The organism is Aureimonas endophytica, assembly GCF_014642635.1.
Lineage (GTDB): Bacteria > Pseudomonadota > Alphaproteobacteria > Rhizobiales > Rhizobiaceae > Plantimonas > Plantimonas endophytica.
Window position 1 is genome coordinate 112830 of sequence record NZ_BMIQ01000004.1, and the last position, 14442, is coordinate 127271.

Here is a 14442-nt window from a genome sequence, read left to right on the forward strand (position 1 = left end):
GCCGTTCGCCGCGCGGAACCGGCGCGGGAGATGGGCATGGCGAAGAGCCACGACGAGATCTGGAGCGAGTGGCAGGAGGCCGTCAACATGACGCCGGCGGCGCTCGGCAAATGGCTGGACAGCGAGGAATCGAAGAGCGTCGGCGACACGCAGTCGGGCGCCGCGTCCAGCGGCAAGACCGGGGGCGGCGAGTCCACCGGCCACAAGAGCGGCCATCGCATTCTCGAGATCAAGAACAAGAAGAAGGCCGATCTCGACGAAGACGACTGGTCGCATATGGCCAAGGTCGTCGGCTATGTGCATCGCCATCTGAAGCAGCGGCCGAAGGGCGACATCGCCGAGACGAATTGGGCCTATTCGCTGAAGAACTGGGGGCACGATCCGGCGAAGGATTGAGGGCGGCCGGGCGCGCGGTTTCACGTGAAACAAAGAGACGACGTCACGTCGCCCTGATTTGCACATGAAGCGCGAGGAGAGCTATCGGGACGCATCTTGGCCCGGTGATTCCCCTTCATGCATGCTTTTCTCGCGCGGCTCGCGGTCTCGGCCTTCCTTCTCGTGTCCGTGGCGGGACTGCCGGCGGCGGGGGCGACGCTTGTGCCCCCCGGCAACCGCAATGCCGAACAGCCGGCCATTCCCTATGGCGCGGTGAAGCGCACCGGCGACACGCGCGGCACGTTCGAGGCGAAATACCGCAAGATCCGCGATCTCATCGCCGGCAATTCCGAGCTGAAGGGCAAGATCAAGAAAGCCGCCGAGGCCTATGGCATCGACCCGATCCATATCGTCGGCGCGCTTGTCGGCGAGCATACCTATAATGTTGACGCGATGGACCGGCTCCAGACCTATTACGTCAAGTCGCTGAGCTATCTGACGTCCACGATCGACTTCGCCTATAAGGGCGAGGACGTGGCGGATTTCGTCCGCCGGCCGCAATTTGGCGATTGCGACGGCGAGCGCGGCAGCGACGAGCAGCTCTGGACCTGCCGCGAAGGTGTCTGGAATGCGGCCTTCCGGGGCAAGACCGTCGGGGGCGAGAGCTTTCCCGACAAGCGCTTCGGCGCCGTGTTCTTCCAGCCCTTCTATGCCGGCCAGACCTTCGGCCTTGGCCAGCTCAATCCCATGACGGCGCTGTCGGTTTCGGATGTCGTCCACCGCGTCTCGGGCTATGACGAGCTCGACGCGCGGGACGCCAACAAGGTCTATGCGGCGATCATGGACCCGGACAAGACGCTCGCCTACATGGCGGCGGTGCTGCGCTCCTCGATCGACAGCTACCGGACGGTGGCCGGCTTCGACATTTCCGCCAATCCGGGCCTGACGGCAACGCTCTACAATGTCGGCAATCCCCGCCAGCGCGCCCTCGCCCTCGCCACCGAAAACAAGCGCCGCGCCAGTGCCGGCGAGAAGCCCAAGCTGCCGGAGGAGAACTATTACGGCTGGCTGGTCAACGACAAGCTGGACGAGCTGAAGGCAGCGCTGCGGTAGACGGCGAGGAGGACGCCGCGTCCCTCCGCCTCGAAGAAGCGGCCGATGCGGGTATACCGGGGGCGGAAGGGCGCCTTTCCTCTCCCCGGCGGGGAGAGGGTGGCCGCGAAGCGGCCGGGTGAGGGGCACGCGGCGGTGGAGATTTTTCAGAGGCCGCTCGGCTGCGCCGACCCCTCATCGCCTGCCGGCACTTCTCCCCGCAGGGGAGAAGAAGGCGGTGGTGCGGCCGAGCTTTTTTGCAAGCGCGTGGAACAGGCGCGGACGGCGCCACCGCGTCCCTCTCCCGAGCCGGGAGAGGGTGCCGGCAGGCGGGTGAGGGAGACGTGGGGCGCGGACGCCTGCGCGCGTCATTCCCTCATCCCGCTGCCGCGACCTTCTCCCGACTCGGGAGAAGGAGGAAGGGTTGCGGCCTCCGCCTTCCTCCACACCGGAAAACGGCAGGTGCAACCAAGTCGATAGACGCAAGGGCGCCCTTCCTCTCCCCTGCGGGGAGAGGGTGGCCGCGAAGCGGCCGGGTGAGGGGTAGGCGGCGGTGGAGACTCTCCAAAACCCGCTCGGCTGCGCCGACCCCTCATCGCCTGCCGGCACTTCTCCCCGCAGGGGAGAAGAAAGCGGGGGCACGGCCGAGCCCTCTTGTGAGCCGACAGAACGAGCGCGGAGGGCGCCACCGCGTCCCTCTCCCGAGTCGGGAGAGGGTGCCGGCAGGCGGGTGAGGGAGCCGTGGGGCGCAAACGCCCGCCCCCGTCACTCCCTCATCCCCCTGCCGGGACCTTCTCCCGGCTCGGGAGAAGGAGGAAGCTTCACAGCCTTCGCCTTCTCGTCGCGAAAAGAACGCGGCGTCGGCGTCAGGCGCGCTGGCGGCCGAGGGCTTCCAGCACGCGGGCCCAGGAGCGCTGGCCCTTGGCGAAGGAGGTCATCTCGTATTTCTCGTTCGGCGAGTGGATGCGGTCGTCGCCGAGGCCGAAGCCGATGAGGAGCGAGCCCATGCCGAGCCGGCGCTGGAACTCGCCGACGACCGGGATCGAGCCGCCCATGCCGATCATCACCGCCGGCTTCGGCCATTCGGCCGAGAGCGCCGCGCGCGCCGCCTGGAGTTCCGGCGACTCGAAGGGCAGCTCGATGGAAGGCGAGCCGCCATGCTCATGGAACTCCACCCGCGCATCGGCCGGCAGGCGTTCCGTCACGAACCGGCGGAAGGCGGCGCGGATCTTCGCCGGGTCCTGCCGGCCGACGAGGCGGAAGGAGACCTTGGCCGAGGCCTCCGCCGCGATCACCGTCTTGAAGCCCTTGCCGGTATAGCCGCCCTGGATGCCGTTCACCTCCGCCGTCGGGCGCGACCAGGTCTGTTCGAGGACGCTGCGGCCCTTCTCGCCGGCCGGCGCGGCGAGGCCGACCTGCCCGAGGAACTCCGCCTCGCTGAAGTCGAGGCCCTTCCAGATGGCGCGCACCTCGTCGGGGAGCTCCTCGACGCCGTCGTAGAAGCCGGGCAGCGTCACCCGTCCGTCCGCGTCGTGGAGGCCGGCGAGGATGGCGGCGAGGATATGGATCGGGTTGGCCGCCGCGCCGCCGAAATAGCCGGAATGGAGATCCTTGTCGGCGCAGCGGATCACCACCTCCTCGCCGACGAGGCCGCGCAGGCTCGTCGCGATTGCCGGCGTCTCGGCGTCCCACATATTGGTGTCGCAGACGAGGGCGATGTCGGCGGAGAGCTCGTCCTTATGGGCGTCCATGAAGGGCAGGAGCGAGGGCGAGCCGGACTCCTCCTCGCCTTCGAGGAAGATCGTGACGCGGCAGGGCAGCGAGCCGGTCTCGGCGATATAGGCGCGGCAGGCCTCGACGAAGGTCATCAGCTGGCCCTTGTCGTCGGCCGAGCCGCGACCGAGGATGCGCCGCGTGCCGTCGGGACGCGTCGCGATCTGCGGCTCGAAGGGCGCCGTCTCCCAGAGCTCCAGCGGATCGACCGGCTGCACGTCGTAATGGCCGTAGAAGAGGACATGCGGCGCGTTCTCGCCGGCGCCGCCGTGATGGGCGACGACCATCGGATGGCCGGCGCTCTCGGCGACGCGGGCCGAGAAGCCGATCGCGGCGAGATCCTCCTTCAGCCATTCGGCGCAGCGCCGGCACTCGGCCGCATAGGCGGGATCGGTGGAGATCGAGGGGATGCGCAGGAGATCCTTCAGCCGCTCCACCGAGCGGTCGAGATTGAGGTCCAGGCAGCCGAGAACGCTGTCGAGATCGGCCATGGGAGCGGGTTCCTTCCGGTGCGGCGCCGCCGGCAAGCCCCGGCGGTCTCGGCGAAGCGGTCTAGCCGAGAATGCCGGCGGTTTGAACCGGAAAGCGAGCCGGCCCCTTGCCGAACCCGGAATGGACGCGCGCGACCCTCGCGTATCGGCGGAGCAAAAATTCCGCTTCGCTTTCGTTAGCTGGCTGCATTTCGGAAAGGATATCGCTCTAGGGTGGCGACAGGGGAAAGAATGAGCTGACTCGGCGCCGGTCGCGACCATGCGGCACCGCTCCGGCATGGGATGCCGCGAAGCGGGCCGCATCGGTTTTCGGCCGCCCGACGAGGCCAAGGCGCGAATGGGATGGGTATGCTATATCGAATGCGTTACCCCGAGCCGCGCAGTCGCGTCCTGCGCTGGATCGCCGAAGTCGGGCATGACCTGCCCGAGGATGTGCGCGACCGGCTGCGCGCCAGCTTCTTCCTGTCGCCGATCCCTTTGATCATCGGCGCTCTCAACACGATCGCCGTCGCGCTGACCGCCTGTCTGCGGGACGGCCTCTCGTCGCTGTTCTGGATCGCCGTGGCCGACACGGCGCTGCTCGCCTTCCGCATCGTCCTGATCCGCCGCACCGACGGCCCATCGGACCTCTTGTTCTTCACCGGTCTGCTCTGGGCCGCCCTGCTCGCCGCCACCATCCCGATCGTCATGGCCTCGGGCGACCTGCCGATGATCGTCATCCAGGTCGGCTCCGCCTTCTGCGCCATCGCCGGCATCATCGGCCGCAACTTCGCGGCGCCGCGCTACGCGCTGGCGCAGAGCCTGATGATCGATCTCAGCTTCAAGATCAGCGTCATCTGGCAATACAAGGAATTCATTCCGCTAGTGCTGTTGCAGTCGGTGATCTTCGTCTGCCTGGAGGTGGCGCTGCTCCGGCAGCAGCGGCAGACGATGATCCGCGCGATCCACGGCGAGAACGAACACCGCTCGCAATCGCTGACCGATCCCCTGACCGGCCTCCTCAATCGGCGCGGCCTCGCGGAGGCCTTCGCGGACCGCGCCGACGCGGCCGCCGCGCCGGTGCTGTTCTATCTCGATCTCGACGGCTTCAAGCAGGTCAACGACCGGCATGGCCATGCGGTCGGCGATCAGCTTCTCGGACAGGTGGCCGAGCGGCTGCGGGAGATCACCGGGCCGACGGCCACTATCTGCCGGCTCGGCGGCGACGAATTCGTGCTCGTGACCGATCTCGCCGACAGGGCCGCCATCCGCCTGCTCGGCGCCCGGCTGGTGGCGGAACTCGGCATTCCCTACCGTCTCGGCGAGTCGATCCTCGCCCGGATCGGCGTCAGCATCGGCGTCGGCCTCGCCGAGGCCGAGGGCGAGGCGCTCGCCGCCATGATGGCGCGGGCCGACGAGGCGCTCTACGTGAGCAAGGCGCAGGGCAAGGGGCGCTGCATCCTCTTCGACGGCGCCGCCTGCCCCGTGCCGGGGCGGACGGCGGTCGCCTGAGCCTGCCTGCTAACGCTGCCGGCTTTCCCAATCCGGCTCCAGAACCGGCTGCAATCGCTCCGGCGCCAGAAGGGCGCGGCCGAGAATATGGTCGGCCGCCTTCTCCCCCGTCATGATCGAGGGCGCGTTGAGATTGCCGTTGGTGACGCGCGGAAAGATCGAGGAATCGGCGACGCGCAGCGCCTCGACCCCGATCACCCGGCATTGCGGGTCGACCACCGCCAGCGGATCGTCGGCGGCGCCCATCCGGTTCGCGCCGCAGGGGTGATAGGCGCTTTCGGCATGGTCGCGCACGAAGCGGTCGAGCTCGTCGTCGCTCGCCACCGCCGCGCCCGGCTGGATCTCCGGGCCGCGATAGGGATCGAAGGCGCCCTGGGCGAAGATCTCGCGCGTCAGCCGCAGCGCCTGGCGGAAGTCGCGCCAGTCCTCCGCGTGGCTCATGTAGTTGAAGCGGATGGAGGGCGGCGCCTCCGCCCCCGCGCCGGTGAGCCGGATCTCGCCGCGCGACTTCGAGCGCATCGGCCCGACATGGACCTGGAAGCCATGGCCCTCCGCCGCCGCCTGTCCGTCGTAGCGGATCGCGGCGGGCAGGAAATGATACTGGATGTCGGGATAGTCGACGCCGGCGGCCGAGCGGATGAAGGCGCAGGATTCGAAATGGTTGGTGGCGCCATGGCCGGTATGGAGCAGCATCCATTCCATGCCGATCTGCCCCTTGGCGAAGAGGTTCAGATAGCCGTTGAGGGTGATCGGCTGGGTGCAGGCCTGCTGGACATAGACCTCCAGATGGTCTTGGAGATTCTTGCCGACACCGGCGCGCGGCACGCGCGGCTCGACGCCGGCGGCCGCGAGCTCCGCCGCCGGGCCGATGCCGGAGCGCAGGAGGAGAAGCGGCGAGTTGATCGCGCCGGCGGCGAGGATCACCTCCTTGCGGGCGCGGATCTCGCCGAGCCGGCGATGGCCGCGCTTCACCGCGACGCCGCGCGCCCGGCCGTTTTCCAGGACGACATGCGTCGCCTCGGCCGTGCGCAGCCGGCAGTTCGCCCGGCGCAGGGCCGGCCGCAGATAGGCATTGGCCGCCGACCAGCGCCGGCCGCGCCAGATCGTGTGCTGCATCGGGCCGAAGCCCTCCTGCGCGGCGGCGTTGTAGTCCTCCGTCACCGGATAGCCGGCCTGCCGGCCCGCCTCGATGAAGGCGGCATAGAGCGGGTTCCGCATCTCGCCGCGCTTGACGTTGAGCGGCCCGAGCAGCCCGCGCCAGAGGGGATCGCCGCCCTCCATCGCCTCCATGCGCTTGAAATAGGGAAGCACGTCGGCATAGGCCCAGCCCTCGGCCCCCGTTTGCGCCCAATGGTCGAAATCCTTCGCATGGCCGCGCACATAGACCATGCCGTTGATCGAGGAGGAGCCGCCGATCACCCGGCCGCGCGGCGTCTGGAGACGGCGGCCGCCCAGCGCCGCCTCGGGCTCCGCCCGGTAGCCCCAGTCGTAGCGGCGCATGTTCATCGGCATCGACAGCGCGCCGGGCATCTGGATGAACGGGCCGGCATCCGTGCCGCCCGCCTCGATCACGAGAACGTCCGCCGCGCCGCTTTCCGACAGGCGATAGGCGAGGGCGCAGCCGGCCGAGCCGGAGCCGACGATTACATAGTCGGCCTCGTCGAGGACGTGCATGAAAGGGTCTCCGCTCCGCGCCAAGGCCTCTGGATGCCAAAAGCCGTCCGCCCCCTATCGCCTCGCCGCGACGTATCCATGTCGGATTGCGCTCCGCGCAAGGCGCGGAACACGCGCGATTGACCGCCGGAAGGCGCGGATTGTCATATAGGCGCTGTATGGAGCCAGGCCGGACCGCCCGCGTCGCGGGTGGTCCGGGCGTCCCGTCCGGGCGCGTTCCCGATCGAAGCCTCAAGCGGAGCCCCCGATGCCGCGTCTCTCCCCGACCTTCCTCCTTCTCGCCGGTACGATGCTCGCCACCCTGCCGGCCAAAGCCGACTATGCGCTGACCATCCTCCATATCAACGACTTCCACAGCCGCATCGAGCCGATCAACAAGACCGATTCGACCTGCACGCCGAAGGACGAGGAGGCGAAGGCCTGTTTCGGCGGCATCGCCCGGCTGAAGACGGCGATCGACGCCCATCGCAAGGACGATGCCAATATCCTGCTGCTCGACGCGGGCGACCAGTTCCAGGGCTCGCTGTTCTACACGACCTATAAGGGCCGCGACGCCGCCGAGTTCATGAACCATATCGGCTTCGAGGCGATGGCCGTCGGCAATCACGAATTCGACGACGGGCCGCCGACGCTCGCCGATTTCGCCAACCGCATCCATTTCCCGCTGCTCACCGCCAATATCGACCTTTCGGGCGAGCCGGACCTGAAGGCCGGCATCCTGCCCTTCACCGTGGTCGAGAAGGGCGGCGAGAAGCTCGGCATCGTCGGCCTTTCGCCGCGGGAAACGCCGGAACTGTCGAGCCCCGGCAAGGCTCTCGTCTTCGAGGACCCGATCCCCGCCGCCCGCCGCGCGGTGGCGGCGCTGGAAGAGCAGGGTATCGACAAGATCGTCCTCCTCAGCCATTCCGGCTACGAGACGGACAAGCGCATCGCGGCGGCGGTGGACGGCATCGACGTGATCGTCGGCGGCCATTCGCACACGCTTCTTTCCAACAGCGACAAGGCGGCGGCCGGTCCCTATCCGACGCTGGTGAAGAACCCGAGCGGCCGCGAGGTGCCGATCGTCCAGGCCGCCTCCTACGGCAAGTATCTCGGCGAGGTGCATCTCGTCTTCGACGATGCCGGCAACGTCACCTCGGCCAAGGGCGACCCGATCCTGCTCGACGCCTCGATCGCCGAGGATGCCGAGTTCAAGGCGCGCGTCGCCGAACTCGCCAAGCCTCTGGAGGAGATGCGGGCGAAGGTCGTGGCCAAGGTGGCCGGCCCGGTCGACGGCAATCGCGACACCTGCCGGCTCGGCGAATGTTCGATGGGCGTCCTCGTCACCGACGCGATGCTCGACCGGGTGAAGGACCAGGGCGTGTCGATCGCCATCATGAATGGCGGGGGCCTGCGCGCCTCGATCGACGAAGGCGACGTCACCATGGGCGAGGTGCTGACGGTGCTGCCCTTCCAGAACACGCTCGCCACCTTCCGCCTGAAGGGCGCGGAGATCGTCGCGGCGCTGGAGAACGGCGTGTCGCAGGTGCAGGATCGCGCCGGCCGCTTCCCGCAGGTCGCCGGCCTCCAGATCGACTGGTCGCCGCAGGGCGTCGCCGGCGAGAACCGCATCCGCGCCGTCCGGGTGAAGTCCGGCGATGCCTGGGTGCCGATCGACCCCGCCGCGACCTATGGCGTCGTGTCCAACAACTACATGCGGACCGGCGGCGACGGCTATAAAGTCTTCGCGGAGAAGGCGGTGGACGCCTACGACTACGGCCCGACGCTGGAAACCGTGGTGATCGACTATCTCGCCAAACAGAACGGCGCCTACCAGCCGCATGTCGATGGTCGGATCAAGACGGTGGACTGAGGCGACGACGGGGGGTGCGGGAGGGCGCCTTTCCTCTCCCCTGCGGGGAGAGGGTGGCCGCGAAGCGGCCGGGTGAGGGGCCTGCGGCGGTGGAGATCATCCAAAGGCCCCTCGGCTCCGCCGACCCCTCATCGCCTGCCGGCACTTCTCCCCGCAGGGGAGAAGAAGGCGGTGGTGCGGCCGCACCTTCTCGCAAGCTGGCAGAACAGGCACGGACGGCTCCATTGCGTCCCTCTCCCGAGCCGGGAGAGGGTGCCGGCAGGCGGGTGAGGGAGCCGTGGGGTGCTGACGTCGGCATTCGCCATTAGGTGCTGACGCTGGCGCTCTACGGCTCCCTCATCCCGCTGCCGCGACCTTCTCCCGACTCGGGAGAAGGGGAGGCTTTGCGGCCTTTGCCTTTTCGGCACCGGAGAAGCAGTGTGGCGGGGAGAAGGAAAGGCTCCCTTCCTCTCCCCTGCGGGGAGAGGGTGGCCGCGAAGCGGCCGGGTGAGGGGCCTGCGGCGGTGGAGATCATCCAAAGCCGCTCGGCTGCGCCGACCCCTCATCGCCTGCCGGCACTTCTCCCCGCAGGGAAGAAGAACGCAGCGAATAAGCCGGCTTACCATCTCATCCGATCGTTCGCTGGTCGAGCAGGAAGCGGTCGAAGAAGGGGAGGCTGGCGGCGCCGAGTTCGCGGGCGGCCGTGCCGATCGTGCCGGCGCGGATCTCCACCGGCAGGAGGCCCGGCAGATGGGCGCGGGGCATGAGGTCGCGCGTCGCCGCGACGAGGCGGTCGCGGATCGCCGGCGGCAGGCTGCCGTCGATCACCGCGCATTCGAAATCGTAGACGGCGCTCGCCGCGACGGTCGCGTGGGCGAGGCCCGCCGCGACGCCCTCGATCCAGCGCTCCGCCAGATCACCGAGCTCGGGCCAGTCGTTCTCCTGGCGCCAGAGATCGCGCGGGTCGCGGCCCGCCTCGGCCATCGCCTTTTCGAGAAGGTGGATGGAGGCGGCGTTGATGAGCTGGCCGAGGCCGCCGCCCGGCAGCGGCACCGGCATCGAGCCGAGCGCGCCCGCATTGTTGCGCCGGCCGGGCAGGAGATGGCCGTTCACGACGATGCCGCCGCCGACAAAGGTGCCGATGAAGAAATAGACGAAATCCATCGAGCCGAGCGTGCCGAAGACCTGCTCGGCGGCGCAGGCCGCCGTGCCGTCATTGGCGACATGCACCGCAAGGCCGGTGAGATCGCCGATCAGCGCCGTCATGTCGGCCTCTCGCCATTCGTCCATCGTGCCGGGCGGCGTGCCGATCTCCTCGGCCCAGTCCCAGATCTCGAAGGGAATGGCGACGCCGATGCCGGCGATGCGGGCGCGGCGCGCCGGATCGAGGCGGCCGGCGAGCTCGGCGAAGGCGGTGCCGACGAAGCCGGCGATGCCGGCCAGCGTCGGAAAGGGATAGGTCTGACGCACCCGGCCGCGCACCGTGCCGACGAGATCCATCAGCACCATGTCGGCCGAGCGGCGGCCGATCTTCAGCCCGACGGCGAAGGCGCCGTCCGGATTGAGCCGCATCGGCACCGAGGGCTGGCCGACGCGCCCGCGCTGCGGCGCCTCGCGCAGCACCAGTTCCTCCTGCTCCAGCGCCCGCACGATCACCGAGGCGGTCTGGGGCGAAAGGCCGGTGCGCCGCGCGATCTCGGCTTTCGCGATCACGCCCTCGGCGCGGATCAGCGTCAGCACCGCCCGTTCGTTATAGGCGCGCAGGCCCGACTGGTTCGTGCCGCGCAGCCGGTCGTCGGCGCTCATCGAGGGCGCCGTGGTCTCGCTCATCGCCTCATCCTCCCGCCGCGGCCCTCCATGCCACGGCTCATCCGCGATCGGCGGCGGGACCAGGGTCCGGCGCGCCGTTGCCACGCCGACCCCGCGACCCTTAGTCGCCCACCGATCGCCCGTTCCATCCGCCCCTTGCGAGGGAGGACGGCTCGGCTCATCCTGCCCGAACGGCAGAAAACGGATGCCGCCGCGGCCAGCCTGGGGAGGACGGGCGGCGATGTCCGACAGCCGAACGACGACGAGAATGGACCCGCTCGATAATTAAATCCATCTGATTTATTTATCTTGACTCCAGTTTCGACCCGGTGTTTGTGAAGGAATGCGCGCGACGAGGAGGTCGCGGCAGCCGGCCCGCTGGCCCGGCTTGTTTCGGGAGGAATATCTGTGACCTTGAAGTCGCTTGTCGTCACCACTGCGCTCGCCGCCATCGGCAGCCTGGGCCTCGGTCTCGGCGCCGCCAACGCGCAGGCCGCGCCGCTCGTCTGCCTCATCACCAAGACCGACACCAATCCCTTCTTCGTCAAGATGAAGGAAGGCGCGCTCGCCAAGGCCAAGGAAGTCGGCGTCAATCTCCAGACCTATGCCGGCAAGATCGACGGCGATGTCGACAGCCAGGTCCAGGCGATCGAGAGCTGCATCGCCGGCGGCGCCAAGGGCATCCTGATCACCGCCTCGGACACGAAGGCGATCGTGCCGAAGGTGAAGCAGGCGCGCGACGCCGGCATCCTGGTGATCGCGCTCGACACAGCGCTGGAGCCGATCGACTCGGCCGACGCCACCTTCGCCACCGACAATTTCGAGGCCGGCAAGCTGATCGGCGAATGGGCGAAGACGACGCTCGGCGACAAGGCCAAGGACGCCAAGATCGCCTTCCTCGACCTCATCCCGGCCCAGCCCTCCGTCGACGTCATGCGCGACCAGGGCTTCATGACCGGCTTCGGCATCGACGTGAAGAACAAGGGCGTCATCGGCGACGAGAGCGATCCGCGCATCGCCGGCCACGACATCACCAACGGCAACGAGGAAGGCGGGCGCACCGCCATGGAGAACCTGCTCCAGAAGGATCCCTCGATCAACGTCGTCTACACGATCAACGAGCCGGCCGCCGCCGGCGCCTACGAGGCGCTGAAGGCCGTCGGCATGGAGAAGCAGGTCACCATCGTCTCGATCGACGGCGGCTGCCCGGGCGTCAAGAACGTCAAGGCCGGCATCATCGGCGCGACCTCCATGCAATATCCGCTGAAGATGGCGGCGCTCGGCGTCGAGGCGGTGAAGAAGTTCGCCGAGACCGGCCAGAAGCCGGAAAAGACCGCCGGCCTCGACTTCACCAATACCGGTGTCGACCTCATCACCGACAAGCCGGCCGCCGGCCTGAAGTCCATGACCTCGGACGAGGGCGCGAAGGCCTGCTGGGGCTGATCTGACGGACCGGGCCGGCGGGCACCGAGCCCACCGGCCCCATGCGTTCCCGTCCGGCGGCCCCTGGCGGGCCGCCGGACGGGAACGACAAGCCGCTCCAACGCGGCAGGACGGGGCGCGTTCGATTTTAAGGAACGCGGCTCCCGCAACGATCAGGAAACGGGCGGGTCCGCCGCCGTGACGACCGCCGCCGGGCGCCCCGCATTTTTCATCGGCCGCCGGTCCGGAGACGACAACGCAAGGCGACGACGCGTCCGCCGAGATTTCGCGCGTGTTCCCGTGTCGCCAGGAGGAAAGGCGATGAGCGAAACCACAGCCACACCCGAAAAGCCGAATCCCGCGCGCTCGACGCCGACGGGCTTCGAGGCGGCGATCGCCAAGGAAACCAAGGTCGCCGAGTTCGACCACTCCAAGCGCACGGCGCTCGGCCATCTCCAGCACTTCCTGCACGGCAACCCGACCATGGTGCCGGTGCTGGTGCTCGTCGTCAGCGTCGTCGTCTTCGGCCTGATCCTCGGCAGCCGCTTCTTCTCGCCCTTCACGATGACGCTGATCCTGCAGCAGGTGACGATCGTCGGCATCGTCGGCATCGCCCAGACGCTGATCATCCTCACCGCCGGCATCGATCTCTCGGTCGGCGCGATCATGGTCTTCTCGTCCGTGATCATGGGCCAGCTCGCCATCCATCACGGCATTCCGAGCCCGCTCGCGATCCTCGCCGGCATCCTGGTCGGCATGCTCTTCGGCTATCTCAACGGCATCCTCGTCGCGCGGGTGAAGCTGCCGCCCTTCATCGTCACGCTCGGCACCTGGTCGGTCTTCCTCGCCATCAACTTCATCTATTCGGCGAACGAGACGATCCAGGCGCAGGAAGTGGCGGCGAACGCGCCGCTGCTCGGCTTCTTCGGCAATTCCTTCCGCGTCGGCGGCGCGGTGCTGACCTATGGCGCCGTGTTCATGGTGCTGCTCGTCGCGGTCTTCTTCTACATCCTCAACAACACGGCCTGGGGCCGGCACGTCTATGCGGTCGGCGACGACCCGGACGCGGCGCGCCTGTCCGGTATCCGCGTCGACCGCACGCTGATCTCGGTCTACATGATCTCCGGCTTCGTCTGCGCGCTGGCCGGCTGGGCGCTGATCGGCCGCCTCGGCTCGGTCAGCCCGACCTCCGGCGCGGAGGCCAATATCCAGTCCATCACCGCCGTGGTGATCGGCGGCACCTCGCTCTTCGGCGGGCGCGGCTCGGTGGTCGGCACGCTGATCGGCGCCCTCATCGTCGGCGTCTTCGCCATGGGCCTGCGCATCTGGGGCACCGATCCGCAATATACCCAGCTCACCGTCGGCGCCCTCATCATCCTCGCCGTCGCGGCGGACCAGTGGATCAGAAAGGTTTCGGCATGACCCGGGAGACCGTTCTCGCGGCTCGCGGCCTCGTCAAGCGCTATGGCAAGGTCGTGGCCATCGACAATGCGGATTTCGATCTGCGCGCCGGCGAGATCCTCGCCGTCATCGGCGACAACGGCGCCGGCAAGTCGACCCTGATCAAGGCGGTGTCGGGCGCGGTGCGCCCGGATTCCGGCGAGATCAAGCTCGACGGCCAGCCGGTGACCTTCGCCAATCCGCAGGCGGCGCGCGATTCCGGCATCGAGACCGTCTATCAGCAGCTCGCGCTCTCGCCGGCGCTCTCGATCGCCGATAACATGTTCCTCGGCCGCGAGATCCGGCGCACCGGCCCGCTCGGCCAGTACCTGCGCATGCTCGACAAGCCGACCATGCGCAAGGTGGCGCGCGAGAAGCTGTCCGAGCTCGGGCTGATGACCATCCAGAACATCGACCAGCCGGTGGAAACCCTCTCCGGCGGCCAGCGCCAGGGCGTCGCGGTGGCGCGTGCCGCCGCCTTCGGCTCCAAGGTGCTGATCCTCGACGAGCCGACGGCGGCGCTCGGCGTCAAGGAATCGCGGAAGGTCCTGGATCTGATCCTGGAAGTGCGCTCGCGCGGCCTGCCGATCGTCCTGATCTCGCACAACATGCCGCATGTCTTCGAGATCGCCGACCGCATCCATATCCACCGGCTCGGCCGGCGGCTCTGCGTCATCGATCCGAAGAGCGCGACCATGTCCGACGCGGTCGCGCTGATGACCGGCGCGAAGGCGCCGGAGACCTCGATGATGGCGGCCTGAGCCGCCGCTCCTTGATGGCATGAACGAAGGCCGCCGGCGCGAACCGGCGGCCTTCGTCGTTTCGGCGGTCAGAAGACCGCGAGATAGCGCAGGAGCGAGATGATGCCGATGATGATGACGATGGCCTGAACGATCTGCCGCATCCGGCCGTCGAGAGGCAGGCGCTGGACGAGCCAAAGCACCAGGACGATGACCAGGAATGTGATGAGAATGCTGATCAGGACGCTCATGCCGTCGTCTCCTCGAGGGTTCTAGACTCTCGGAGATAGGGCGCCGCCGCGCT

Annotated in this window: 11 protein-coding genes; 7 read left to right on the top strand and 4 right to left on the bottom strand. The window is 68.3% G+C overall.

What is annotated here, in order from left to right; all coding sequences use genetic code 11:
- Positions 1-30 precede the first annotated feature (30 nt).
- A complete protein-coding gene (locus IEY14_RS13965) occupies positions 31-396 on the top strand; it encodes a DUF3140 domain-containing protein (protein WP_373288976.1) in 366 nt (121 codons plus the stop codon).
- Between the two features lie 117 nt (positions 397-513).
- Positions 514-1488 carry a DUF1402 family protein gene (locus IEY14_RS13970; protein WP_188909470.1) on the top strand — a complete coding sequence of 325 codons (975 nt, stop codon included), beginning with the start codon at positions 514-516 and terminating at the stop codon, positions 1486-1488.
- 845 nt (positions 1489-2333) lie between these two features.
- On the opposite strand, the gene IEY14_RS13975 is transcribed toward IEY14_RS13970, so the two are convergent.
- Complete coding sequence (locus IEY14_RS13975) at positions 2334-3731, bottom strand: M20/M25/M40 family metallo-hydrolase (RefSeq protein WP_188909471.1); 1398 nt, start codon at positions 3729-3731, stop codon at positions 2334-2336.
- A gap of 360 nt (positions 3732-4091) precedes the next feature.
- Here IEY14_RS13975 and IEY14_RS13980 point away from each other — a divergent pair, with 360 nt between their 5' ends.
- Positions 4092-5222 (top strand): GGDEF domain-containing protein, encoded by a 1131-nt coding sequence (locus tag IEY14_RS13980; protein ID WP_188909472.1) that lies wholly within the window; start codon positions 4092-4094, stop codon positions 5220-5222.
- Between the two features lie 9 nt (positions 5223-5231).
- Here the strand turns inward: IEY14_RS13980 and betA are convergent, their stop codons facing one another.
- On the bottom strand, positions 5232-6896 hold the full coding sequence (gene betA / locus IEY14_RS13985) for a choline dehydrogenase (protein ID WP_188909474.1): 1665 nt from the start codon (positions 6894-6896) through the stop codon (positions 5232-5234).
- A 247-nt stretch (positions 6897-7143) separates the two neighbouring features.
- On the opposite strand from betA, the gene IEY14_RS13990 reads away from it, so the two are divergent.
- Complete coding sequence (locus IEY14_RS13990) at positions 7144-8748, top strand: bifunctional metallophosphatase/5'-nucleotidase (RefSeq protein WP_188909475.1); 1605 nt, start codon at positions 7144-7146, stop codon at positions 8746-8748.
- A 606-nt stretch (positions 8749-9354) separates the two neighbouring features.
- Here IEY14_RS13990 and IEY14_RS13995 read toward each other — a convergent pair.
- Positions 9355-10557, bottom strand: a complete 1203-nt coding sequence (locus IEY14_RS13995) for an ROK family transcriptional regulator (protein ID WP_188909476.1) — start codon at positions 10555-10557, stop codon at positions 9355-9357.
- Between the two features lie 387 nt (positions 10558-10944).
- Here IEY14_RS13995 and IEY14_RS14000 point away from each other — a divergent pair, with 387 nt between their 5' ends.
- The 3 genes from IEY14_RS14000 to IEY14_RS14010 all read left to right on the top strand — a co-directional run bounded on the left by IEY14_RS14000 (position 10945) and on the right by IEY14_RS14010 (position 14159).
- Complete coding sequence (locus IEY14_RS14000; protein ID WP_188909477.1) at positions 10945-11979, top strand: sugar ABC transporter substrate-binding protein; 1035 nt, start codon at positions 10945-10947, stop codon at positions 11977-11979.
- Positions 11980-12279: 300 nt separating this feature from the next.
- Complete coding sequence (locus IEY14_RS14005; protein ID WP_188909478.1) at positions 12280-13380, top strand: ABC transporter permease; 1101 nt, start codon at positions 12280-12282, stop codon at positions 13378-13380.
- Positions 13377-14159 (top strand): ATP-binding cassette domain-containing protein, encoded by a 783-nt coding sequence (locus tag IEY14_RS14010; RefSeq protein WP_188909479.1) that lies wholly within the window; start codon positions 13377-13379, stop codon positions 14157-14159. The genes IEY14_RS14005 and IEY14_RS14010 overlap by 4 nt, the downstream gene beginning before the upstream one ends.
- A gap of 68 nt (positions 14160-14227) precedes the next feature.
- On the opposite strand, the gene IEY14_RS14015 is transcribed toward IEY14_RS14010, so the two are convergent.
- Complete coding sequence (locus tag IEY14_RS14015) at positions 14228-14389, bottom strand: Thivi_2564 family membrane protein (RefSeq protein ID WP_188909480.1); 162 nt, start codon at positions 14387-14389, stop codon at positions 14228-14230.
- Positions 14390-14442: the final 53 nt, after the last annotated feature.